Consider the following 23,113-nt stretch of genomic DNA (forward strand, 5'->3'; position numbering starts at 1 on the left):
CTCGGCGGCTCGCACGGCGTCGCGCGGGTCGCCGCTCGAGTAGCCGTGGATCGCGAGGTAGGACAGGGCACCCGCGCCGAGGCGGTCGTCGGCGGCGGCGTGCGCGGCGCGCAGGCCCGCGAGCATGTAGGCCCGCGCGGCGTCGGGGCGGCCGGCGTCGAAGGCGAACCAGCCCGCCTGCGTCGCGGTGTCGGCGGCGACCGCGGCGAGCTTGCGGCCGGTGACCTCGTCGTAGGTGCTGCGCTCCAGCACGCGGACCACGAGCGCGAGGTGGGCGCGCGCCAGGTCGGACACGGCGCCGCTGCCGGAGCCCTTGTCCATGACGCGCAGCTCGTCGAGCGTGCCCTGCAGGTGGTCGCACAGCTCGAGCGACACCCGCGTGCCCGCGGCGGCGCGGCGCAGGGGCTCGGCCTGCTCGGCGTCCCACCGCTGGATCATGCTGTTGAGCGCGATGCCGGACGCGGGGCGCGGTGTGTCGGCGCCGGCGACCTCGCTGGTCGCGGTCGCCGTGACCGGGCCGTTGGCGTCGGACGCCGGCCGGTCGGCCGCCGTGTCGGCGGTGTGCGCGAGGCGCAGCGCGCTGAGCATGCGGTCGGCCGTCCACGGCAGGACGGGGTCGGGCGCGGTCGGGGTGACGGCGACCGGCGGCGCCTCGGCGGGCGCAGCGGTCCGGGCCGGGGCGGAGTCCGCCGGCTGGCTGATGCCCGGCAGCGGGAGCCGCACCAGGTCGGGCGGCGTGCCGAGACCCGTCAGGAACTGGACGACGCGCGAGACGTCGGTCAGGCGCCGGTCACCGCACTCCAGCATGGACAGGTAGGACTGGCTGAGCCCGGTCAGGGCGGCCACGTCCTCCTGGCGCAGCGGGACCAGCTGGCGAACCATCCGGCTGACCTGACCGAAGTCCCAGTCGGCGAGCGCTGACCGGACGGCTTCGTCCTGCCAGACGCGCGTGGGCACACTGGGCAGTGACACCACGGGGACTGACTCGGTGCGCCGGCACGCGGCACAGCGAGCTTCGGAGTTGTAACGGCTGAGGACACAGCCGCATCGGGCGCAAGTGCGAACGGTGGCACGAGGCAACGGGGGCTCCTGAGGGTCCGGCATTTCTCTTTTGCCGAGTTCTCGGCTCGGATGACCACAGTGGTATCACCCTGGGGAGGTCCATGCATCCGGACGGTACTAGGTATTTTTCTCCAGACCATACGACAACCCCGACAGGGTGTTTTCGCAGGTCAGGGAGGGCCTTTCTTGGACAATCGTCCAACTCATGTCCGTATTGCACCTAATGTATACCTGGACAGAACCAACGGAAACCAGCGAAAGCGCAGGTCGCTCCGAATAACCCCGGCCAGGGACGAAACGGGGGCCAGAGCCCCGGAGATCACCCCGCCAGGACCGCTTCCATGGCCCGCGCGAGGTACCACGGGTCGACGACGGCGGTCAGCTCGCGGGCCGAGTGCATCGACAGGATGGGCACGCCGACGTCCACGGTTCGGATACCCAGACGCGTCGCGGAGATCGGTCCGATGGTCGACCCGCACGGGAGCGCGTTGTTGGAGACGAACTCCTGCGTGGGCACGCCGGCGGCCGCGCACGCCGCCGCCCACGCCGCCGCGCCGTGCGCATCGGTGGCGTAGCGCTGGTTGGCGTTGATCTTGAGGATCGGGCCGCCGCCCGCCACCGGGCGGTTGGCCGGGTCGTGCCGCTCGGCGTAGTTGGGGTGCACGGCGTGCCCGACGTCGGACGAGACGTGCAGCGACGCCGCGAACGCGCGGGCCCTGTCCTCCTCCTGGGCGCCCAGCGCCGCCGAGACGCGCCGCAGCACCTCCTCGAGGAACGGCCCGGCCGCGCCCGAGCGGGACGCGCTGCCGATCTCCTCGTGGTCGAACGCCGCGAACATCTCCACGCTCGTGCCCGCCGCGCCGCCGGACGCGCGGCGCAGCAGCGCCGTCAGGCCCGCGTGCGTGGAGAGCAGGTTGTCCAGGCGCGGGCACGCGAACAGCGCCCTGCCCGCGCCGAACGCCCGCGCGGGCTGGGTGTCCACGAGCACCGCGTCGTAACCGCCGACGGTCGCGGGGTCCACACCCGCGTCGGCCGCGAGCTCCGCGAGCAGGTCGGCACCTCGCGCGTCGCCGAGCCCCCACACGGGCTGGGTGTGCCGCTGCTTGTCGAGCGTCAGGCCGTTGTCGTTGACGCCGCGGTCCAGGTGGATCGCGAGCTGCGGGATGCGCAGCAGCGGGCCCGTGCGGACCAGGTGCTCGGTGCCGTCCAGCGTGACGAGCCGGCCGGCCAGCTCGAGCTCGCGGTCGAGCCACGAGCTGAGCAGCGGCCCGCCGTACACCTCGACACCCGCCTGCCACCAGCCGCCGGGGCCCTGCGACGTCGAGCGCGGCTTGAGCTTGAAGCCCGGGGAGTCGGTGTGCGCGCCCACGATCACGTACGGCGTGGTGGGCCCGGCGCCGGCAGGCACGGTGAACGCGATGACGGACCCGTCGCGCACCACCACGTAGCGCCCACCCGCCGTGATCTCCCACGCCGCGTCCTCCGCGAGCCGGGTGAAACCCGCCTCCTGCGCGCGCCGGGCCGCCTCGGCGGCCGCGTGGTACGACGACGGTGACGCCGCCACGAACGCACCGAGGTCCTCGGTGTGGGCGCGGGCGGCGGCGGGGATCTCTGCGGTGCCGTCGGTGGGGGTGCTCGTCTGGTCCGTCATGCCGCCCATTATCTGCCGACGTGTCCGCCCGGCCGACGAGCGGGCCCGCCCGCGCCCGGACCACCGGGTGGTCCGGGCGCCGGAGGTCGCTCGTCCGCGCGGGGTCAGCGGCCGGAGCCGTCCTCCAGGGTCAGGCGCACCGGCTCGGTGACGGCGAGCCCGGGCTCCGAGTTCTCGCCGATCACCAGCATCACGGCGTAGACGTCGTAGGTGCCGCCCTCGCGCACGTGGGTGTGCACCGGCGGGAAGTCGTCCTCGGAGCCCTCCTGCTCGGCGGCGCACGAGTTGGTCGGCGCCGCCAGCGCCTCCACGTCCCACGGCCCCTCCGGGAAGCCCTCGAGATCGCCGTAGTACCGGAGGTCCGACGCCGTGTCGGACGGCAGGTCGACCACCACGCCGTCCTGCACCCAGACGAGCAGCGGCGTCCCGTAGCCGTAGAGGTCGGTGGCGTCGCCGGTGAGGCGGGCGTCCGCGCGCCAGCCGCCGTCGCCCCGCCGGGGGGTCACCTCGCTCGTCAGCTCGAAGCCGAGACCGCCGTCGGGCGCGCTCAGCAGGTCCTCGACCGCCATGCCGCAGGACGCGTCGAGCCCCTCGATCCCGTAGCTGCCGAACCAGCCCTGCGGCACGTACCCGTCGACGTAGGTCGCGGTGATCCCGCCCTCCCCCGTCGGGACCGCCGGGCTGCTCGGGTCGGCGCTGGGCTCGACCACGGCGCCACCGGACGGCGACGGGTCCGGCCCGTCCGAGCCGGACGGCGACGGGCTCGGCGACGGCGTCGGTGCCACCCGGCTCGTCGGGACCTCCGACGGGGCGGGTCCCGACTCGGTCGCCCGGACCGTCGGCCGGCCGGGCAGCGGCTCGGACCGCGTCCACGTGCTCGCCTGCGCCGCGCTGAACGCGAACACCCCGACGAGGGCGGCGGTCGCGGCACCTGCTGTCACGGCCTTGCTGACACGCCACGTCCGCACGCGGCGCCGGAGGCTGCCGAGGTTGCGCTCGGGTGCGCTCGGCACGTCGCGTGGTGCCGCGCCGTCGACGAGCGCGCCGATGGTCTGCCGCAGGACGTCCCTGCCGCTGCCGAGCCCGTCGTCGGGCCGGAGGTCGTGCTCGCTCATCAGCGCTCTCCTTCCAGGACGAGTACCCCGCGCAGCGCCTGGATCGCGTCGGAGAGGTGTCGCTTGATGGTGCCCTGCGCGACGCCGAGGGTCGTCGCGATCTGGGGCACCGTGAGGTCGTCGTAGTAGCGGAGCACCACGCACGCCCGCTGGCGCGGGCTCAGGTCGCGCAGCGCGGCGGTCACGTCCGCACGGGCCGTGATGTCCGACGCCGGAGCCCGCACCTCGGTGGCGCTCGCCACCGTGGGCCGGGCCTTGTGCCACAGCGCGGTGCGCCGGGTCTCGTCGAGGAACAGGTTGAGCATCGTGCGGCGGACGTACGCCTCGATGCCGGCCTGCACCTTCGCCTCGTCGAGCGGGATCTCGGTGCGCCCCCGCGTGCCCGCCGCCTCCGGCCGCCGGAAGCGGCGGAAGACGCGTACCAGCGCGTCCTGCACCAGGTCCTCCGCGCGCCGCACGTCACCCGTCAGCGCGTACCCGTACCCCACCAGCGCGCGGCCCCTCGTCCGCACCAGTTCGGTGAGCTCGTCGTCCCACCGGGCGCTCATCGCGCACCCCCGGCGGGCTGTCGTCCTCGGTGTCTCATGTTCTCCGCCCCTCTCTCGTCCGGCGTGCCCGTGCCCCGCTCGTACCGATATACGAGCGGGGCACGGGAACCGTTGGGACGGGGTCGGGCGCCACGGTATCGGGACGGTCTCGACGCCGGACCGCCCGGGCGGGGCGTCAGTCGGTCGACGAGTAGTACCGCCAGGTGCCGTTCGCCGCGATGCCGACGACCATGCCCGTGTACCCGAAGGTCGTGTCGGCACGCTGCGCGTCGGCCTCCTCCTGCGTGAGGATCCCCGCGTCCACGACCTCCTGCCAGGCCGCGTCGTCGTCCCGGAGCTCCGGCGTGGCCACCCGGGGCCAGACGACGGTCGGGTTGTCCTCCGGGCCACCCGCGACGGCCGGGCGGGTGCTCCCCAGCAGCGTGACCAGGATGCCGTAGTGGTCGGCACCCTCGGCCTCGGGCAGCGCGAAGGTCTGCTCCGGGGTCTCGCTGCCGAACAGGAGCTCCGTCCCGGAGTCGGCCGCGAGCGCCATCAGGCCGTCGGCGTCGCAGGCGCTCGCCGCGGTGACGATCGAGGCAGCGGCCGCGGCGGCGCCCTCGTGGGGGGCGTTGCCGGTCGGGTAGAGGGGTTCGAGGCCCGCGGCGGAGCAGGCGGCCGCCGTGTCGTTCACCGTGTCGTTCGGCTCCGCCGTCGACCCGCCGGCCGGGCCCGCGGTGCTGCCGCCGTCCGCCGGCAGGGTGGCCGTGGGCCGGGTGCCCACCGCGTCGGCCTGTCCGGGGGCGAGCTGGACGACGCCGAACGCCAGCGCGGCCACGAGCACGACGGCGCCCGCGCCGACGCCACCCGTCCGGGCCCACTGCCGACGGCGCTCCTGCCGGGTCGGCTCGGCCGTGGTGCCGACACCGAGGTCGATCACGTGGTCGCTCACGGGGTTGTCGTACCGGTTCATCTCGGGGTCTCCTGTCGGTGCGGCGGTTCCTGCCTTCTTGCCCCCCATGACGCTCCGGTCCCCCACGACCGTTGGGTGCGGACCGCTTCTCAGCGACCTGACCGCTGGGTCAGGATGGGCGCATGACCGGCGCCTCGTACCCGCTCCGGTTCCGCTCGGCCGAGGCGCGCGGGACCCGGATCGGCCGGCCCCTGCGCCTGTTCGGGCGGGTGCACGGGGTCGACGAGGCGCTCCTCGACCGGATCGGGCGGGCGTTCAGCGAGCGCGACGAGCCCGCGGCGGCCCTCGCCGCGGCGTTGCGCCTGCCCCCGGGTGCGGACGGCCGTGTCACCCGCGCCCAGGTGTCGGCGGCGCTCGCCGAGGTCGGTGCGTCCGCGGTGGACGGGCCCCCGCGCGTGCCTGCCCCGGGCGGACGGGCCGACCTCGACGAGCGGCCCGCGGCCCTGGAGCAGTTCCTGCCGCACGTCACCGCCGTGCCCGGGTGGGTGGACTGGGAGCTGGTGGACGAGGGCGCCGCCGTGCTGCGCCGGCTCGGGCAGAACGCGGCCGACGTGCTGCTCCAGCTCTCGCTCGTCGGCGGCTACCGGTTCGGCGGACCCACCGACCTGCTCGCGGCGACCGGCGCCCTGACCGGCGGCACGCTGCAGCGGCTGGCCCGGACGCAGGAGTGGACGGTCGCCCTGTCCGAGCCGGGCGCGCTGCGGCCCGGCGGCCCAGCCTGGCGCGCGACGGTGCAGGTGCGGCTGACGCACGCGCTGGTCGGCGCGTCGTTCACCGGCCCGGGCGGAGCCGGCACAGAGCCGTGGGACACCGCGCGCTGGGGCCTCCCGGCCAACCAGGCCGACCAGGCGGCGACGCTCGGCCTGTTCGACGGCACCGTGATCCTCGGCTGCCGGGCGCTGGGGGTGCCCGTGCCGCCATCGGACAGCCGGGCCCTCATGCACCTCTGGAAGTGGGTGGGCCACCTGCTGGGCGTCCACCCGGACTTCCTGGTCGACGACGAGTGGGCGCGCCACCGGCTCGACCACCACGTGCTGCTCGCACAGGCCGGGGTGTCCGACGCGGGGCCCCGGCTCGCCCGGGCGGTCGTCGCCGCCCAGGCGGAGCGGACCTACCCGGGCCCGGCGTGGTGGCGGCCGTGGCGGGCGCGCTGGGAGCGCGAGCGGATGTTGTCGATGCTCACCGTGTTCCTCGGGGTGCGCAGCATGCGTGAGCTGGGGCTGCCCCTCCGCCCGCCGTGGGCGCACGCCTACCTGCTGCCGCTCAACACGTGGCGGTACCGCGTGGCGGGGCGCTCCCGCCGGGGGCGGGAGCGCCTCGAGCGCTGGGGACGCCGCCGGAGCGACGCGATCCTGGCGAGCTACCGGCCGGTCGCACCAGCCGGACACGAGGAGACGGCGGGACAGCGTCAGTCGGTCGGCGAGTAGTACCGCCAGGTGCCGTCCTGCGCGATCCCGACGGCCATCCCGGTGTACCCGAACGTGTCGGCACGCTGGGCGTCCGCCTGCTCCTGGGTCAGCAGCCCGGCGTCGACGACCTCCTGCCAGGCCGCGTCGTCGTCCCGGAACTCCTGTGCGGCGACCCGCGGCCAGACGATCGTCTCGTTGCCCGGGTCGCCGCCGTTCACGGCGCCCTGCGTACCGGCCAGCAGCGCGACCAGGGTGCGGTAGCGCTGCGTGTCGGTGTCGGGCAGCGCGAACATCTGCTCGGGCGTCTCGAGCGTGAGCTGCAGCTCCGTGCCGTGCTGCGTGGCCAGCTCGACGAGCCGGTCGGAGTCGCAGGCCAGCGCGGCGTCCACGAGCGTCTCGGCCGTGGCCCCCGCCTCCGCGCTCGGCGCGTTGGCCGCGTCCCACCGCAGGGACATGCCCTCGGCCGAGCAGTCACCGGCGTCCCCGCCCGCCGGGGTCGCGGGCTCGAGCGACACCCAGCCCCGTGCGAGCCCGTCGGGCACGTCGGTCAGCCGGACGTCGAGCACCTCCTCGCCGCCCTGCAGGACGCCGACCTCCTCGCCGACCGCCTCGCCGTCACAGGTGACCTGCGAGGTCACGAGGACCTCCCCCGTCGACGGCAGGACGACCTCGATCGGCAGGACGTCCTGCGGGTTCGAGCTCTCGCACTGCCCGACCACGCGCAGGGGGGCGTCCGAGGAGTAGTCCCGCTGCGTCTGCTCGGCGGTGACCCAGCCACGGGTCCGGTCCAGCACGAACCGCGTGATCTCGCCGCCCTCGGGGTCGAAGGGCTCGATCGTCGCCGCGCCGCCGCGCGTGCCCGCGGGCACGCGCGCGCCGTCGGCGTCGAGCCGCACCGCGACCGGGTCGCTGACCAGCAGCTCGCCGTCGCCGGTGGCGACGCCGGGGAAGCCGAGCGCCCGTACCTCGTACTCCCCCGCCGGGAGCGGGGTCTCGAAGATGTCGCGCGTCTCGGTCCCGGTGGGCGCGCACGTCGTGTTCGCGAGGCCCTGGGCCTCGACGGCGGTGTCCCCGCCACCGAGCAGGGGCACGACGCGACCTGGTGCCTCGAACACGTTCGGCCCGAGGTCGACCACCACGCCGTCCTGGCTCCACACGAGCACCGGCGGGACGTCGAGCTCGCCGCCGTCCGCCGTGACGGCCATGCCCCACGTGGTCGAGGGGCCGCCGCCCTGGTCGCTCGTCCGGGCGTACAGGTCTCCGGCAGGGCTCAGCGACCAGCCGTCCGCCGTCGTCGTGAGGTCCTCGACCGGCATGCCGCACGCCAGGTCGAAGCTCTCGAGCCACGACGGCCGGTACCCGTCCTGGATCACGCTCGTCGCGGGCGGTCCGCTCGGTGCCGGGTCCGCCGAGGCCGACGCCGACGACTGGCCGGGCAGGATCGGTTCCGACGTGTTCCACACGGACGACTGGGTGACGCCGAAGGCGAGCACCCCCGCCACCGCGAGGCTCGCACCGGCGAGACCGCCGACCTTGGCGGCCCTGCGGCGTCGTACGCGGTCCCGGACCACTCCGAACGAGACGTTCAGGTCGTCCACCTCCCCACCGGGCATCGCGTCGGCTGCGCCACGGAGCGCGCCGCTCAGGAAGTCGTTGTTCAGGTCGTCGTGGCTCATCGGGCGGCCCTCCCTTCGGCAGGTCGGAAGTCATCGGGGCGCAGGATCTCCTGCAGGTTCTTCGTCGCGTCGGACAGGTACCGCTTGACCGTGCCCTGAGCGGTGCCCAGGGCGTCGGCGATCTGCGGCACCGTCATGTCCTCGAAGTAGCGCAGCACGACGCAGGCGCGCTCACGGGCGCCGAGCCGGGCGAGCGCCGCCATGACGTCCACCCGCGCCGACGCGGCCTGGTCCGCACCGCGCGTGCTCGGGTCGTCGGCCATGAGGTGCTTGATGCCGGCCCAGCGCTGCCGCTTGCGGTAGCCGTCCAGGTAGATGGTCAGGATCGCGCGCCGCACGTAGCCCTCCGCGTTGCTGAACGGGGACTCGAGGTCGTGCGCGCGGCTGCCCGCGGCGACCCCGACGCCCCGTCCGGGGCGCCGGAGCCGCGAGTACACCTTCACCAGCGCGTCCTGGACCAGGTCCTCGGCCAGCGCGCGGTCGCCCGAGAGCATGTAGGCGTACCGGACCAGCGCGCCGCCGCGCTGTCGCATGAGCTCGTCGAGCTCACTCTCCCATGCCGCCATGTCCACCTCCCGGGTGCGTGTGTGCTGTCATCGTCTCCACACACCCCATGACGCGCACCGCGGGCGAACCGTTGGTCACTCCCCGACGACGTAGTCCGTGAAGGCCTCGGCGGCCAGGTACCGCGGCTCGCCGTCGGCCGCCGGGTCGAGCTGCGTGACGGCGTACAGCGTGTACGTGCCGTCGGGCAGTCCGGCGTCGGGGTCGGTGAGGCAGCTCGTGTCCGGCACGACCGGGACGTCGACCGACACCTCGCCGTCCGCGTCGACCCGCAGCGGCTCCTCCGGCGCGGACCAGACGTCCTGCCCCACGCCGACGACGCGTCCGGCACCGAGCCAGACCAGCGTGAACGGCGTCCGGGTCGTGTCGACGACCTCGCCCGCGGTCTCGGTGAACGTGAGCGTCAGCTCGTCGGGCGCGGACGACTCGCCGCTGGTCGAGGGCGTCAGCTCCAGGTTGTCGCGCACCCGGGGCACCCGGGGCCCGCCCGGGACGTCGGACGCGGGTGCGCCGCACTCCAGGTCGGTACCCGCGAGCCACTCGGGCTGGTAGCCGTCGCGGATGTCGACGGCCGGCGGCTCCTGCTCCGGCACGGCGACCTCCGGCACCTCGAGGGTCACCGGCTCGCTGACGACCATGTGCTGCTCGGCGTCCGTGCCGTACGGCATGAGCGCGTAGACGTCGTAGGTGCCGGCCGGGCGCGGGTCGAGGAAGGTCTCGGCGACCGGGCCGACCGTCCACGCGCCGCACGCCGTGGCGGCAGGGGCCGTGGCGACGGCGTCCGCGGCCCCACCGGCCTCGGGCAGCACGTACCCGCCCTCGTGCCAGCCGGGTCCGAGGTCGACGACCTGGCCGTCCTTCGCGAAGACGAGCATCGGCTCGCCGCCGCTGAGCTCCGGGCCGTCCGCGTCCGTGCGGGTGATCCGCACCGGCACGGACAGGCCGTACTCGTCGGCCTCGAGGTCGCCCGTCAGCTCGAGCCGCACCGTGTCCGACGTCGACGTCAGCTCCGTGACCTCCATGCCGCACCGGTACTGCGGCCCCTGGTCGGACCAGGCGTCGGGCGCCGACCCGCCGACCGCCCCGGTCGAGTCCTGGGTCGCCGGCGGCACCGACTCCGACAGGAGCCGGCCCGGCCCCCACAGGGCCGCCACGGCCAGCAGACCCGCCACGACGAGCGACGCACCGCCCAGCGCGCCGACCTTCGCGGCCCGGCGACGGCGCACCGACCCGGTGACCGTGCCCAGCCGCTCCTCGAACGTCGTGTCCAGCTCCGGCGCGGGCAGCTCGGCGAGCTGGCCGCGCAGCACCTCCATCGCGTTCGACAGGTGCCGCTTGATCGTGCCCGGGCTCGTGCCGAGCGTCTGCGCGATCTGCGGCACCGTCATGTCCTCGAAGAACCGCAGCACCACCGACTCGCGCTGCCGCGGCGACAGGCGCGCGAGCGCCACCCCGACGTCGACCCTGGCCGTCGCGACCCGCTCGGCCGCCGGCTCGTGCTCCTCGTCCGCCAGCAGGTGCTTGATGCCCGACCAGCTCGTGCTGCGGCGGTACCCGTCCAGGTAGAGGGTCAGCATGGTGCGCCGCACGTAGGCCTCCGCGTTCGTCAGCTGCGGCTGGTCCGCCCCGAGGTCGACCTTCCCGTCGAGCTCGCGCGGCCTGCGCAGCCGCGAGAACACCTTGACCAGCGCGTCCTGCACCAGGTCCTCCGCCTGGGTCGTGTTCCGCGTGAGCGTGTACGCGTACCCGACCAGCGCGCGGCTGCGCCGCGCCATGAGCTCCTCGAGCTCGATCTCCCACTGCGCCATCCGTGACGCCCCCTTCCGTGCTCCATAGTTCCTGACGGGCGGGTGGGCACGAACGATGAGGGGTCGGGGGAAGTGGTCCGAGCGGTCAGCGGGAGCGGCGGGCCGCCAGGAGGACCGTGGTGTGGCGCACGGCGAACGAGCCCTCGCGCGTGACGTCCTCGTCGCGCTCCAGCGCCGCGCCCACCCCGTCCAGCACCTGCCGCCGCACGTCGCCGGGCAGCCTGCCGAACCCGCCCGAGGTCGGCACCTGGTCGAGCCACTCCGCAGCCGTGTACCGCCGCTGCCAGACGTGGTGCAGGCGCTCCGGCGGCGCGAACCCGCCGGCCTCTGCCAGACCGGCGGCCGCGCGGTCGAGCATCGCCTCGTACCCGTCGGCCGCCGACGTCCCCGGCGCGTACATCCCCGCGCCCGGCGTGCCGGCCAGGAGGTGCGAGTACAGGTCGTGGAACGCCGAGCGCAGGCCGGGCGGCAGGTCGGCGGCGTGCCAGAACACGGCCAGCACGCCCGCGTCCCGCAGCACGCGGGCGGCCTGTGCCGCCCCGGCCACGGGGTCGATCCAGTGCCACGTCATGCCGGAGACCACGGCGTCGAACGTCCGGCCGGCGGGTGACCACTCCTCGAACCGCGCCACCTCGACCGTCAGCCCCCTGCCCCGGGCGACCTCCGCCATGCGCGGGTCGACCTCCACGCCGAGCACGTCGGCGCCCGCGGCGCGGAAGGGCAGCGCGGACAGGCCGGTGCCGATGCCGACGTCGAGCACCCGGGGCCGGGCGGCGGGTCCGGCGTCGGGGCACACCGTCGGGGCGGGGCGTGCGCCGTCGGGCCGCGCACCGCCCTCGGCGCCCGGCGTGGCGGGTGCAGCGAGCGGGCCGCCGGCGGCGTAGGACAGCACCGCGTCGGCGACCTCCTGCGGCGTCACCGGCCGGGCGCGGTCGTAGCGGGCGGCGTCCGCACCGAACCCCTCGGCGGCGCCGCGGTGCAGGTGGGAGCCGGTCACGCCGTCGGGCACACTGGGAGTGGGCATGCGCCCACGCTAGTGGGCACATGCCCACTCAGGCAACATGGCTACGGCCGTCCCCACGCCCCGGCCGGAGAGGTAGGCGATCGTGCCCACGGGAGTCGCGCTCGACGACCCACGCGCCCAGCTCGTCGCCGCGGCCGAACGGCTGCTGGCGACGCGCGGCGCCGCCGCGCTCACGAGCCGCGCCGTGACCGACGAGGCGGGCGTCGCCAAGGGCGTGCTGCACCGGCACTTCGCCGACGTGGACGACCTCCTGGCCGCGCTCGTTCGTACCCGCGCGCGGCAGGCGGTCGACCTCGGCGAGCGTCTGGCCGCCGCCGCCGGGTCGGGCGACGTCGTCGACCACGTGACCGGCTACCTCACGGCGACCCTCGACCAGGTCGCGCTCGCCGTCGTCGCGCTCGTCACCGCGCGCGACGAGCTCCGCCGCCGGCTGCGCGAGACGACCCCCGAGGGACTGCCGCTGCTGACCGACATCACCGACGCGCTGGCGACCTACCTGGCCGGCGAGCAGTCGTCCGGCCGGGTCGCCCCGGGTGCCGAGCCACCGCACCTCGCGATGACCCTGGTGGGCACGGGACACCTGCTGTTCGCCGGGCACCTGGGCGCGCGCCCGGACGAGGCGGCGGTCCGCGAGGTGGTCGAGTCGGTGCTGGTGGGGTCGCTGCGCACACCCGGCCGATGAATCGGCGGGCACCGCGCACGCGGCCCGACCGCGGATCGTCTTTCAACCCGACGTTTCTTGGCTTTGACGGCCTGCAAAGCCAAGAAACGTCGGGTTGAAAGACGATCTGCGGCGGCGGGTCCGGCTCAGGCCAGCTCGATGCGGTAGCCGCGCTTGACCACCGTGCGGATCAGGTCGCGCCGGCCCGCGGCCTCGCGCAGGCGTGCGATCGCGACCTCGGCGGCATGCGGGTCCTGCGAGTCGCCCGGCAGCGCGGCGAGCACCGCCTCGCGCGGCACGACGTCGCCCGCCGCCGCGGCGAGGAGCCGCAGCACCGCGACCCCGGTCGGCGAGAGGGGCAGCACCTGTCCGTCGAGCACCGCGACGCGCGCGCGGATCACGAGCGACCCCGCGACCGTGCACAGCGCGACCGACTCGATGTGCTCGTAGTGGCCCACGAGGGCACGGACCAGCGCGCCCAGCCGGCCGCGCTCGGGCTGCAGCGGCACGATCCCGCGGTGCTCGAGCGGCTTGGCGGTGACAGGACCGACGGCGGCCGCCACCGTCCCCCCGCCGACGAACCGTGCGCGGACCTGGTCGAGCAGCCCCTCCTCCTCGACGGTCCGCATCCAGGCCTCGGCGCCCGGCGCCGACGTGAAGACGACGGCGTCGATCTCGGCGTCCGCCACGGCGTGCACGGACTCGCGGACCAGGGCCGGGTCGGGGGCGGGCCCCCACCGGTAGACGACGAGCCGCGCGACCTGCGCACCGGCCTTCTGGAACACCTCGTCGAGCCCGTCGGCACCCGCGCCGTGGTGCTGGATCGCGATGCGTAAGCCCTGCACGCCCTCGCTGAGCAGCACCTCCGCCACCTCGGCCGACGTCTCGGACTCGGCGACCCAGTCGGCCTGCAGCCCCGCGGCCTGGATGGCGCCACGGGCCTTCGGGCCGCGCGCGACGATGCGGGTGCGCGCGAGCAGCGCGAGCAGCGGCTCGGCGAGCCCGTGCGCGTCGGCGGCCTCGATCCAGGCCCGGAAGCCGATGCCCGTCGTCACGACCACCACGTCGGGCGGGGCGGCCACGAGCGCGCGCGTCGCGGCGACCAGCGTCTCGTCGTCGACGTGCGGGATCATGCTGAGCGCGGGCGCGTGGCGGACGGTCGCACCGCGGCGCTCGAGCGCGGCGGCGAGCTCGCCGGCCCGCCGCTCCCCGGTGACCAGCACCGTGGCGCCCGCCATCACCTGCCCGAGCACCGGCCGGGTCGCCCGGGCCGGGGCGGGCGCCGCGAGGTCAGACACCGGCACCTGCCAGACGTCGTTCACGCGCACCCTCCAGTAGCCCTGCCGCGGCCACGTGGCCGATCACCACGACCGCCGGGGACCGGACGCCGCGGGCCGCCGCCACCTCGGCCGCCTCCTCGAGCCGGGCCCGCGTGAGGCGCTGCCCGGCGGTCGAGCCGTTCTCGACGATCGCCACGGGGGTCCGGGGATCGGCACCCGCGGCCAGGGACTGCGCCACGATCGCGCCGAGGGACCGCACCCCCATGAGTACGACAAGCGTAGCCGTGCCGTCCCGCACACAGGACAGCGCCGTCTCGTCCAGCGGACCGTCGGCAGCGTCGGACGACCCCGCGCAGTGCCCGGACACCACGTGGAAGCCCGTGGTCACCCCGCGGTGGGTGAGCGGGATCCCGGCGAGCCCCGGCACCGCGACGGCCGAGGTCACGCCCGGCACCACCTCGACCGGCACGCCCGCCGCCGCGCACGCGGCGACCTCCTCGCCGCCCCGGCCGAGCACGAACGGGTCCCCGCCCTTGAGCCGGACGACGTGCGCACCCGCCAGCGCGTGCTCCACGAGCAGCTCGTTGATCCGCTCCTGCGGCACGGGGTGGTCGCCGGGCGTCTTGCCGACGTCGACCACACGGACGTGCGGCGGCAGCTCCGCGAGGATCTCGACGGGGCCGAGCCGGTCCGCGACCACGACGTCCGCCGCCTGCAGCGCCCGCCACGCGCGCACCGTCAGCAGGTCGACCGCACCGGGTCCACCGCCGACGAGCGTGACCCGGCCACGCTGCCGCGCCGGCCCGGGTCCCGCGGTCACGAGAGCCTCACGAGCACGGCCCCGTCGCGGACCTCCACCTCGTGCACCGCGAGGTCCGGCTCGTACCCGTCCTTCGGGGACTTGTCCGCCAGGACCAGGCAACGCCCCGTGACCAGCGAGAACACCTGCTTGTACACGGGCGAGGCGACCGTGGGCTCACCGGCGCGCGTGCCGACGATCCCCCGCGACAGCACGTGCGCGCCCGAGAACGGGTCGAGGTTCTGCACCGCGTACACGCGGCCCCCGTGGCTGCCGTACCCGCGTTCCTCGGGCAGCCGGAAGAGGGCTACCTGCGTGTCGCCGAACAGCGCGGCCGCGCCGCGCTCGGGGAACAGGTCGGACAGCAGGCAGGCCCGCTCCCACCGGGCCGGGCCCGCGGCCCCGGTCGCGGCGGGGGCCTGGGCGACGTCGTGGACGGTCATGCGCGCACCTCCAGCTTCGGGCCCGCGACGACGACGCCGGCCGCGCGCTCGGCGGGCGTGGCCGGACGGCGCTGACCGCGCTCGGTCACGTACGCCAGCGACGGGTCGGCGTCCTTCGGGGCGTTGACGAACGACGAGAACCGGCGCAGCTTCTCCGGGTCCTCGAGCACGGCCTTCCACTCGTCCTCGTAGTTCTCGACGTGGCGGGCCATCGCGGCGTCCAGGTCGGCGCAGATGCCGAGCGAGTCCTCCATGATCACCTGGCGCACGCCCTCGAGACCGCCGTCGACCTCCTCGATCCACGGCGCGGTGCGCTGCAGCCGGTCGGCCGTGCGCACGTAGTACATGAGGAAGCGGTCGATGGTCCGGAGCAGCTCCTCGGAGGTCAGGTCCTCGGCGAACAGCTGCGCGTGGCGCGGCGTCTGCCCGCCGTTGCCGCCCACGTAGACGTTCCAGCCCTTGTCGGTCGCGATGACGCCCACGTCCTTGCCGCGCGCCTCCGCGCACTCGCGGGCGCAGCCCGACACGCCCATCTTCAGCTTGTGCGGCGAGCGCAGGCCGCGGTAGCGCAGCTCGAGCTCGACCGCCATGCCCACCGAGTCCTGGACGCCGTACCGGCACCACGTCGACCCGACGCACGACTTCACCGTGCGCAGCGACTTGCCGTAGGCGTGCCCGGACTCGAAGCCGGCGTCGACCAGGCGCCGCCAGATGTCGGGGAGCTGCTCGACGCGCGCGCCGAACATGTCGATCCGCTGGCCGCCCGTGATCTTCGTGTAGAGGCCGAAGTCGCGCGCGACCTCGCCCACGACGATGAGGCCCTCGGGGGTCACCTCGCCGCCCGGCATGCGGGGCACCACCGAGTAGGTGCCGTCCTTCTGCAGGTTGGCGAGCATGTGGTCGTTGGTGTCCTGGAGCGTGGACTGCTCGCCCGCCAGGATGTGGCCGTTGCCCAGCGACGCCAGGATCGACGCCACGACGGGCTTGCAGATGTCGCAGCCGCGGCCCTTCGCGGTGCCGCCGTCGTCGACGACGGCCTCCGTGCCGAACCGGTCCACGATCTCGCTGAACGAGTGCAGGTCGGCCACCCGGACGGCGTCGAAGAGCTGGGCGCGCGACATCGCGAAGTGCTCGCACAGCGCGGTGCTCACCTCGATGCCCGCGCGCTCGAGCTCGGTGTCGACGAGCTTCTTGACGAGCGGGAGGCACGCGCCGCAGGTGGTGCCCGCGCGGGTGCAGGCCTTGACCCCCGGCACGTCGGTGCACGCGTGCTCGGTGACCGCGCCACGGATGGTGCCGGCGCTGACGCCGTTGCAGGAGCACACGTTCGCCTCGTCGGGCAGCTCGAGGCCGGGCGCGCCGCCACCGCCCTCCGGCAGCAGGAAGGCGCTCGGGTCGTCGCCCGGCAGCTCGGCGCCGAGCATGGGGCGCAGGCTCGCGTAGGGCGCGGCGTCTCCGACGAAGACGCCGCCGAGCAGCGTGCGCGCGTCGTCGGACAGGACGAGCTTCTTGTAGACGCCGGCCACCGGGTCGGCCCAGACCACCTCGACGGCATCCTCGGTGCGGGCGTGGGCGTCGCCGAACGAGGCGACGTCGACGCCCGAGAGCTTGAGCTTGGTCGCGGTGTCGGCGCCGGGGAACTCCGCCTCCCCGCCGAGCAGCCGGTCGACGACCACCTCCGCCATGGTGTTGCCCGGTGCGACCAGGCCGATGCAGCGGCCCTCGATGCACGCGACCTCGCCCACGGCCCACACGTGCGGGTCCTCGGTGCGGCACGTCAGGTCGACGACGGCGCCGCCGCGCTCGCCGACCGGCAGGCCGGCGGCCCGCGCGAGCTCGTCCCGGGGCCGGACCCCGGTCGCGACCACGACGACGTCGACGTCGAGCCGCCCGCCGTCGGCGAAGTCGAGGCGGCCGACGTGACCCGTCCGGCGGTGCGGACGCATCTGGCTGGTCGCCGTCTCGGTGCGTACGCCGATGCCCTGGGCGTTGATCAGCCGGCGCAGCGCCTGCCCGCCGCCGAGGTCGACCTGCACCCCCATGAGGTGGGTGCCGAACTCGATGACCGTCGCCTGCGCGCCCAGCGCCGTGAGGGCACCCGCCGCCTCGAGGCCGAGCAGGCCGCCGCCGATGACGGCGCCCCGCACCGGCTTGCCCGCCGGGAAGCCGCGCCGCTTCTCCTCGACCCAGCCGCGGAGGGCCGCGACGTCGTCGAGGGTGCGGTACACGAAGACACCCGGCAGGTCGTTGCCGGGGATGGGCGGCATCGCGGCGCTCGACCCCGTGGCGAGCACGAGCTCGTCGTAGGCGTGCACGTGGCCGAGGCGGTCCGTGACCGTCCTCGCCGCGCGGTCGATCGACTCGATCCCGCGGTCGGTGTGCAGCGTGACGAGCGGGTCGGCCCACAGGTCGGGGTCGCCCAGGGCGATGCCGTCGACGCCCTCGGAGAACCAGCGGGTCAGACCCACCCGGTCGTAGGGCGCGCGCGGCTCCTCGGCGAAGACGGTGACGCGGTAGCGGCCGGCGTCGTCCCGGGCGCGCAGCGCCTCGACCAGCCGCTGCGCGACCATGCCGCCGCCGACCACGACGAGGTGCTGAGGGGTACCGGAGTTGACCATGTCTTGACCGTAGGTCCCCGGTTTTTCGCGCTGGTGCGCCGGTGGTTACCCGGGCCGAACATCTTCCTCACTCCGCGCGGGGGCGGGGTGTGAGAGCCCGGGCTTCCGGGTCGTCACCCGATCAGCGGCTACGCACGGACGAGACTCTGGGCGAACTCGTCGAGCACGCCGAGGATCCCTGGGTGCTGCCACACCCGGTTACGCTGCCTGCCTGTTCGTTCCACCAGCACGCCGGCATCGGTGAGCTGGCCGAGGGCGTTCAACGCCGTCTGTCGCCCGAGGCCGAGCCGATCGGACAGGTAGGCTGCGTTGACCACCGGGTGGGACAGCAGATGCGGCAGTACCTTCCAGGCCGAGGCCTGCGGACGCAACCCGGACATCTGATCCCGGGACCGGCCGATCTGCGCGGCCAGCTCGTCGATCAGCTCCGCACCCGCGTGCGCGGCGAACCGCGAGGCGTCAGCGAACTGTTCGACGATCGGCCTCGCATCTCCTTCCCTGTACGACGCCAACGCACCGAAGTACTCGTCGGTCCTCTTCAGCAGGCCCGCCGAGACCGGCGCAGTCGTGCTCGTCACCAGGCCCTTGGCGCGCAGCATCGCGTGCACGAGTGCACGGCCGGTCCTGCCGTTGCCGTCCGCGAACGGATGGATGTTCTCGAACTGCGCGTGCGCGACTGCTGCCTGGACGATCACGGGCAGGTCATCTCTTCGAGCGAAGCACATCAGGTCGTCCATCGCGTCGGGCACCAGGACCGCCTGGGGTGCGACGTGCGACGCGAAGCGCGGGCTCACCTTGCTCGTACCGATCCACACGAGCTGATCACGCCAGCGCCCAGCGCGCCCTTCCCACCCGCGCTGACCAGACATCAACGCCCGATGCATCTCGAGCACCGCCGTCGTGTCGAGCCGGTCGGCCAGGTCGAGCGCCGCCTCCATCGCCCGGACGTTCGCGACGACGAGCCGTGCGTTGTCCGACGTCGCCAGGTCGATCTCCGCGAGCGCGAGCTGCCGGGCCCCGACGGTGAGGTCCTCGATCTGGGACGAGGACGCGGACTCCGTTCGCAGGAGGATCGAGCTCATCGGCCCGAGCGAAGGACTCGTCTCGCCCAGCACGCCCCGTGCGTAGTGGTCGAACCGACTCAGGGCCGACGCCGCTTCCTCGATGTCGGCCGCCAGGTCACCCGGGATATCAGGTGTCCAGGTCGCGATGCGAGGCGGGACCGTGGACCGGTACGGGCCCGACGCCCTGGCCATCTGCGCACGACTCGTCATACCGTCGTTCTCGGCCGTCCACTGCTCGTCTCGGTGCTGGAACGGTGGAACCTGGAACATGAATCCACGTTATTCCACGTTTCGGCGAAACGTGGAACAAGACGCGCGCTCAGTCCATGTCTGAGCTCGGGACGATCGCTGAGCAACCGACGGGAGACCCATGGACATCCGGACCGTGCACCACCCGGTCGTCCGCGCCGGCGGGCGCGCCCTGAAGCGCCTCAACGACCGGCACCCCTGGAACCACAACGACCACTACCACCCCTGGATCCTGCGCCGGCTGCCTCCCGGGCGGCGGAGCGCCCTCGACGTCGGCTGCGGCGTCGGGAAGCTGCTCGACCGGTTGCGGGGCCGGTTCGACGAGGTCCTCGGCATCGACGCCGACGCCACGATGGCGGCCGCCGCGCGGGCCCGGCTCGCGGGCGACCCGTCCGTCACGGTACGGAACGCCCGGTTCGAGGAGGTCGAGGGCACCTTCGACGCCGTGACCATGGTCGCGGTGCTGCACCATCTCCCCCTGGAGGAGGCCCTGCGGCACGCGGCCGCGCTGCTCGCGCCGGGCGGCCGCCTGCTCGTCGTCGGCCTCGCCCGCCCGGACTCGGCCGCCGACCTCGCGTGGGACCTCGTGTCCGCGCTGCTCAACCCGCTGGTCGGCCTGGTGCGGCACCCGCGCCCCGTCCGGACGCCCGTGCCGGACGCCGGGCCGCCGATGCCGGTGCGCGACCCGCGCGAGACGTTCGCGGAGATCGCCCGGACGGCCCGCGAGGTGCTGCCCGGCGCCCGGGTGCGGCATCGGCTCTTCTTCCGGTACACGCTGGAGTGGACACGTCCGGCCGGACGCCCCAGGGAGTAAAGCCCGCCTCACCAGACGTTGCACGACGTGGAGAAGCGCACCGTCCCGGAGGAGGAGGCGCCGATGAGCCTGCGCCAGTACGAGTACGCCCTGGCCGTGGCCGAGCACGGCTCGGTGACGGCGGCCGCCGACGAGCTGCGGGTCGCGCAGCCGTCGATGTCCCAGCAGATCCGGAACCTGGAGCGCGACCTCGGGGTCACGCTGTTCGCACGCACGCCGAGCGGGCTCGTGCCGACCGTGGTGGGCCGCGCGTTCCTGCGAGAGGCCGAGGTCGCGGTGCGCGCGGCGCGCCGGGCGCGGGCGGCCGCGCAGGCCGGTGCGGGCGACCTCGCCGGTGAGCTGGTCGTGTCGGTCCAGATGGGTTTCGGCGCGCCGCAGCTGCCGCGCGCCCTCGCCGCGCTGCGGCGCAGCGCCCCACGGCTCGAGGTCACGGTCTTCGAGGAGCCGAGCACCACGGAGCTCGAACGGCTGTGGCGCCGCGGCGTGCTCGACCTCGCCCTCATGGCGCGCTGCGAGCAGACGCCCGAGGACGCGCACCCGCTCGGCCACGACGAGTTCGTGGTCGCGCTGCGGGAGGGGCACCCGCTGCTGGCCGGCGACGCGGTACGCCTGCGTGACCTGGCGGACGAGCCCTGGGTCCGGTTCGACCAGGCGGGCCTGCTCGACGGCGTGCTGCGGGAGACGCTGCACGCCGCGGGTCTCTCCCCCGTCACCGCCGCCCGCGTGACGCAGGCCGCGACCGCCGTGCGGTGGGCCGCGCAGGGGCTCGGCGCCGCCCTCGTGCCGGGATCGGCCGTGCCGCGCGACCACGCCCACCTCGTCCGGCCGCTCGCGCCCGCGCTGCACCAGCCGGTCGTCGCCGTGCTGCGCCGCGACCCCGGCCCGGCCGAGTCCGCCCTGCTGGACCTGCTCCGGCGGGAGGACTGGCCGGACCGCGCGGCGTGGGTACCCCGCGCCGCCGTCGCGGCGGCCTGAGCCCGGACCGCCTCAGCGGAGCCGCACCAGGACGTTCCCGCGGTGCACGCCCGTGCGCAGCTCGTCCTGGGCGGTGACGACGCGCTCCAGCCCACCGTCGAGCACGGTGCTCACGAACCGGATGCGGCCCTGCGCGAACCACTCCGCGTAGTGCTCGTTCCACGCCGCGACCTGCTCCGGGGTGTGCCGGGTCGAGAAGGGCCGGATCTGGATCTCGCGCACCAGTGCCGTCATGAGGTCGAGGCGCGGGAACCCGCCGTCCCCGCCGAGCTGGTCGGACAGCACGCCGCAGAGCGCGAACCGAGCGCCGGGCGCGGCGTGCCGCACCGCGGCCTCGAACTGGAGACCGCCCACGGTGTCGAAGAAGACGGACACCCCCTCCGGCGCCAGCTCGTCGAGCCGGGCGTCGAGATCCTCGGAGCGGTAGTCGATCGCGGCGTCCAGGCCGAGCTCCTCGACCAGGTAGCGGCACTTCTCGGGCCCGCCGGCGACGCCGATGACCCGTGCGGCGCCCCGCAGCCGCGCGACCTGGGCCGCCATCGAGCCGACGCCGCCGGCCGCCCCGCTCACGAGCACGACGTCGCCCTCGCCCACCTGCGCGATGTCGACCATGCCGTGGTACGCGGGGACCCCCTGGTTGAGGAGGTGCTCGGGGCCGGGGAACACGCCGTCGGGCACGGCGTACGCCTCGGCGGCGTCGAGCGTGCTGTGCGCGCGCCACCCGGCGCCGTGCAGCACGGTCGTACCGACCGGGAGCCCGGACGCTCGGGACTCCACGACACGTCCGACGGCCGGCCCGTACAGCGGGCTGCCGATCTCGAAGCGTGGGAGCGGAAGGCGGGGCCGCTCGACCATGAGCTCGCCGGTCGCGGCGATGACCTGCTGGAGCTCGTTGGCCACGCGCACCTGCCCCTCGGCGAGGGGCGGCAGCTCGACCGGCACGACCTCGAGCAGCTCGGCGAACGGTTGGGCGGGCTCGGTCCGGTGCGCGCGCAGCACGACGGCCGACGACGTACGGTCAGGGACTTCGGTCACGGGGACTCCTCGGGATGACGGTCAGGACTGGGGAAGACGGTCAGAGCTGGGTGACGCCGCCGTCCACGACGAGCTCGACGCCCGCCGTGTAGGTCGCGTCGACGGCGAGGAAGAGCGCCGCCGCCGCGACCTCGTCCGGTGTGCCCCTGCGGTGCATGGGGTTGGCGGCGACCCGCTCGGCGACGAAGGCGTCGGCCGCCTCCTTCGGCATGGTGCGCTCCAGGGTGCCCGTGTCGACGGGACCGGGGCTGATCGCGTTGACCCGGATGCCGCGCGGGAGCAGCTCGCGCGAGAGGCTGCGGGCCAGGGAGCGCACGGCCGCCTTGCCCGCCGCGTACACGCTCGAGTCGACGATGCCGACCCGGTTCGCGACCGAGGTCGTGAGCACGACGCCCGCGCCGTCGGCGAGCAGGGGCGCGAGCGTCTGGACGGTGAAGAACGCCCCCTTGACGTCGATGGCGAACGGCTCGGCGCGCTTGCCGTCGTACCGAGGCCTGGTCGTCGTCGGCTCAGCCACGCGGGTACTCACCGCCGTCGACGGAGAGGTAGGCGCCCGTGATCCAGCTCGCCAGGTCGGAGGCGAGGTACACGACGGCCCCCGCGACGTCGTCCGGCAGGCCGTCCCGGCCCAGCGGCGGGACGTCCGCGGAGCCGGTGGCATCGGCCGTCCCCGCCCAGCGCTGCCGCGTCGCCTCGCCGCCGGGCGTGGCGGTCCGGCCGGGGCCGACCGCGTTGACCCGGACGCCGGCCGGTGCGAGCTCGGCCGCGAGGGACCTGCTGTAGGACTCGAGGCCCGCCTTGGCGGCCTGGTAGTGGGCGAACGGGGGTACCGGCGGCACGAGGGCCGCGGTCGAGACGTGCACGATCGCGCCCACGCCGCGGTCCCGCATGCCCGGGGCCAGCAGGGCGTCGAGCCGGACGGCCGCCAGGAGGTTGAGGTCGAGCACGTCCTGCCAGTCGCCGTCGGTGAGGCCGAGCGTGCTGCCCGACTCGTTCGCCTGGGCTCCCCCGGCGGCGTGGACGATCACGTCGACGCCACCGAGCTCCCGGTCGGCCGTGTCGGCGAGGGCGCGCACGCCCTCGGTGGTGCGCAGGTCCGTGGTCGCGAACCGGGCGCCCTGCGGCGGTGCGTAGGCGGTCGTCCGCGCGACGGCCAGCACGTCGGCCCCGCCGTCCAGCAGCTGACGCACCACGGCCGCCCCGATGCCCCGGGAGCCCCCGGTGACCAGGGCGCGGCGTCCTGTGAAGTCGTACATGCCCCCACGTTCCTCTCGCTCGTGTCCGATCGATGTCGATCGATCCGTCGCGACCGTAGGCAGGTGCGGAGAGGGCAGGCAAAGACGTGGACCGAGCAGCGGGCACAGGC

The 23,113-nt window shown here is 74.8% G+C and carries 21 protein-coding genes; 4 read left to right on the forward strand and 17 right to left on the reverse strand.

The genetic code is table 11. The features are described from left to right. The 5 genes from HLB15_RS11595 to HLB15_RS11615 form a co-directional block, all read right to left on the reverse strand. Positions 1 to 972, reverse strand: a 972-nt coding sequence (locus HLB15_RS11595; protein ID WP_311979573.1) for an NsdA family TPR-like regulatory protein, incomplete at its 3' end; no start/stop codon positions are given. Positions 973 to 1,381: 409 nt separating this feature from the next. Continuing rightward, the gene (locus tag HLB15_RS11600) at positions 1,382 to 2,713 is read right to left on the reverse strand and encodes a M18 family aminopeptidase (RefSeq protein ID WP_171105770.1); all 1,332 of its coding nucleotides are present in this window, start codon (positions 2,711 to 2,713) and stop codon (positions 1,382 to 1,384) included. A gap of 104 nt (positions 2,714 to 2,817) precedes the next feature. Further along, positions 2,818 to 3,828 (reverse strand): hypothetical protein, encoded by a 1,011-nt coding sequence (locus tag HLB15_RS11605; RefSeq protein WP_171105772.1) that lies wholly within the window; start codon positions 3,826 to 3,828, stop codon positions 2,818 to 2,820. Further along, the gene (locus HLB15_RS11610; RefSeq protein WP_171105774.1) at positions 3,828 to 4,376 is read right to left on the reverse strand and encodes a sigma-70 family RNA polymerase sigma factor; all 549 of its coding nucleotides are present in this window, start codon (positions 4,374 to 4,376) and stop codon (positions 3,828 to 3,830) included. Before HLB15_RS11610 ends, HLB15_RS11605 begins: the two co-directional genes overlap by 1 nt. A gap of 175 nt (positions 4,377 to 4,551) precedes the next feature. Next, on the reverse strand, positions 4,552 to 5,328 hold the full coding sequence (locus tag HLB15_RS11615) for a hypothetical protein (RefSeq protein WP_171105776.1): 777 nt from the start codon (positions 5,326 to 5,328) through the stop codon (positions 4,552 to 4,554). A 122-nt stretch (positions 5,329 to 5,450) separates the two neighbouring features. Between HLB15_RS11615 and HLB15_RS11620 the strand changes: the two genes are divergently transcribed. Then, positions 5,451 to 6,755 carry an oxygenase MpaB family protein gene (locus tag HLB15_RS11620; RefSeq protein WP_171105778.1) on the forward strand — a complete coding sequence of 435 codons (1,305 nt, stop codon included), beginning with the start codon at positions 5,451 to 5,453 and terminating at the stop codon, positions 6,753 to 6,755. On the opposite strand, the gene HLB15_RS11625 is transcribed toward HLB15_RS11620, so the two are convergent. The 4 genes from HLB15_RS11625 to HLB15_RS11640 all read right to left on the reverse strand — a co-directional run bounded on the left by HLB15_RS11625 (position 6,737) and on the right by HLB15_RS11640 (position 11,809). Continuing rightward, on the reverse strand, positions 6,737 to 8,413 hold the full coding sequence (locus HLB15_RS11625) for a hypothetical protein (protein ID WP_171105780.1): 1,677 nt from the start codon (positions 8,411 to 8,413) through the stop codon (positions 6,737 to 6,739). The two genes, HLB15_RS11620 and HLB15_RS11625, sit on opposite strands and share 19 nt — an antisense overlap. Beyond that, the gene (locus HLB15_RS11630; protein WP_171105782.1) at positions 8,410 to 8,979 is read right to left on the reverse strand and encodes a sigma-70 family RNA polymerase sigma factor; all 570 of its coding nucleotides are present in this window, start codon (positions 8,977 to 8,979) and stop codon (positions 8,410 to 8,412) included. Before HLB15_RS11630 ends, HLB15_RS11625 begins: the two co-directional genes overlap by 4 nt. Positions 8,980 to 9,054: 75 nt before the next feature. Next, a complete protein-coding gene (locus HLB15_RS11635; protein ID WP_171105784.1) occupies positions 9,055 to 10,785 on the reverse strand; it encodes a SigE family RNA polymerase sigma factor in 1,731 nt (576 codons plus the stop codon). 85 nt (positions 10,786 to 10,870) lie between these two features. Beyond that, positions 10,871 to 11,809: a class I SAM-dependent methyltransferase gene (locus HLB15_RS11640; protein ID WP_171105786.1), complete on the reverse strand. Its 939-nt coding sequence runs from the start codon at positions 11,807 to 11,809 to the stop codon at positions 10,871 to 10,873. An 82-nt stretch (positions 11,810 to 11,891) separates the two neighbouring features. Here HLB15_RS11640 and HLB15_RS11645 point away from each other — a divergent pair, with 82 nt between their 5' ends. Continuing rightward, positions 11,892 to 12,491 (forward strand): TetR/AcrR family transcriptional regulator, encoded by a 600-nt coding sequence (locus tag HLB15_RS11645; protein ID WP_171105789.1) that lies wholly within the window; start codon positions 11,892 to 11,894, stop codon positions 12,489 to 12,491. A gap of 125 nt (positions 12,492 to 12,616) precedes the next feature. Here the strand turns inward: HLB15_RS11645 and HLB15_RS11650 are convergent, their stop codons facing one another. The 5 genes from HLB15_RS11650 to HLB15_RS11670 form a co-directional block, all read right to left on the reverse strand. Further along, on the reverse strand, positions 12,617 to 13,708 hold the full coding sequence (locus tag HLB15_RS11650) for a uroporphyrinogen-III synthase (RefSeq protein WP_171105815.1): 1,092 nt from the start codon (positions 13,706 to 13,708) through the stop codon (positions 12,617 to 12,619). Positions 13,709 to 13,760: 52 nt separating this feature from the next. Beyond that, positions 13,761 to 14,570 (reverse strand): uroporphyrinogen-III C-methyltransferase, encoded by an 810-nt coding sequence (gene cobA, locus HLB15_RS11655; RefSeq protein ID WP_171105791.1) that lies wholly within the window; start codon positions 14,568 to 14,570, stop codon positions 13,761 to 13,763. Then, positions 14,567 to 14,992, reverse strand: a complete 426-nt coding sequence (gene nirD, locus HLB15_RS11660; protein ID WP_171105793.1) for a nitrite reductase small subunit NirD — start codon at positions 14,990 to 14,992, stop codon at positions 14,567 to 14,569. The genes cobA and nirD overlap by 4 nt, the downstream gene beginning before the upstream one ends. Further along, positions 14,989 to 17,610 carry a nitrite reductase large subunit NirB gene (gene nirB / locus HLB15_RS11665; RefSeq protein ID WP_171105795.1) on the reverse strand — a complete coding sequence of 874 codons (2,622 nt, stop codon included), beginning with the start codon at positions 17,608 to 17,610 and terminating at the stop codon, positions 14,989 to 14,991. The genes nirD and nirB overlap by 4 nt, the downstream gene beginning before the upstream one ends. A 128-nt stretch (positions 17,611 to 17,738) precedes the next feature. Next, on the reverse strand, positions 17,739 to 18,725 hold the full coding sequence (locus tag HLB15_RS11670) for a Fic family protein (protein WP_311979574.1): 987 nt from the start codon (positions 18,723 to 18,725) through the stop codon (positions 17,739 to 17,741). A 319-nt stretch (positions 18,726 to 19,044) separates the two neighbouring features. Here HLB15_RS11670 and HLB15_RS11675 point away from each other — a divergent pair, with 319 nt between their 5' ends. Continuing rightward, the gene (locus tag HLB15_RS11675) at positions 19,045 to 19,737 is read left to right on the forward strand and encodes a class I SAM-dependent methyltransferase (protein ID WP_171105799.1); all 693 of its coding nucleotides are present in this window, start codon (positions 19,045 to 19,047) and stop codon (positions 19,735 to 19,737) included. Between the two features lie 27 nt (positions 19,738 to 19,764). After that, complete coding sequence (locus HLB15_RS11680) at positions 19,765 to 20,712, forward strand: LysR family transcriptional regulator (RefSeq protein ID WP_212759777.1); 948 nt, start codon at positions 19,765 to 19,767, stop codon at positions 20,710 to 20,712. 12 nt (positions 20,713 to 20,724) lie between these two features. On the opposite strand, the gene HLB15_RS11685 is transcribed toward HLB15_RS11680, so the two are convergent. The 3 genes from HLB15_RS11685 to HLB15_RS11695 are packed head-to-tail and all read right to left on the reverse strand — an operon-like array spanning position 20,725 to position 23,003. After that, a complete protein-coding gene (locus HLB15_RS11685) occupies positions 20,725 to 21,747 on the reverse strand; it encodes an MDR family NADP-dependent oxidoreductase (protein ID WP_171105802.1) in 1,023 nt (340 codons plus the stop codon). Positions 21,748 to 21,787: 40 nt separating this feature from the next. Next, positions 21,788 to 22,264: an SDR family oxidoreductase gene (locus HLB15_RS11690; RefSeq protein ID WP_212759778.1), complete on the reverse strand. Its 477-nt coding sequence runs from the start codon at positions 22,262 to 22,264 to the stop codon at positions 21,788 to 21,790. Further along, a complete protein-coding gene (locus HLB15_RS11695; protein ID WP_171105807.1) occupies positions 22,257 to 23,003 on the reverse strand; it encodes an oxidoreductase in 747 nt (248 codons plus the stop codon). The genes HLB15_RS11690 and HLB15_RS11695 overlap by 8 nt, the downstream gene beginning before the upstream one ends. Positions 23,004 to 23,113: the final 110 nt, after the last annotated feature.

The sequence above is a fragment of the Promicromonospora citrea genome, from assembly GCF_013004695.1.
Taxonomy (GTDB): Bacteria; Actinomycetota; Actinomycetes; order Actinomycetales; family Cellulomonadaceae; genus Promicromonospora; species Promicromonospora citrea.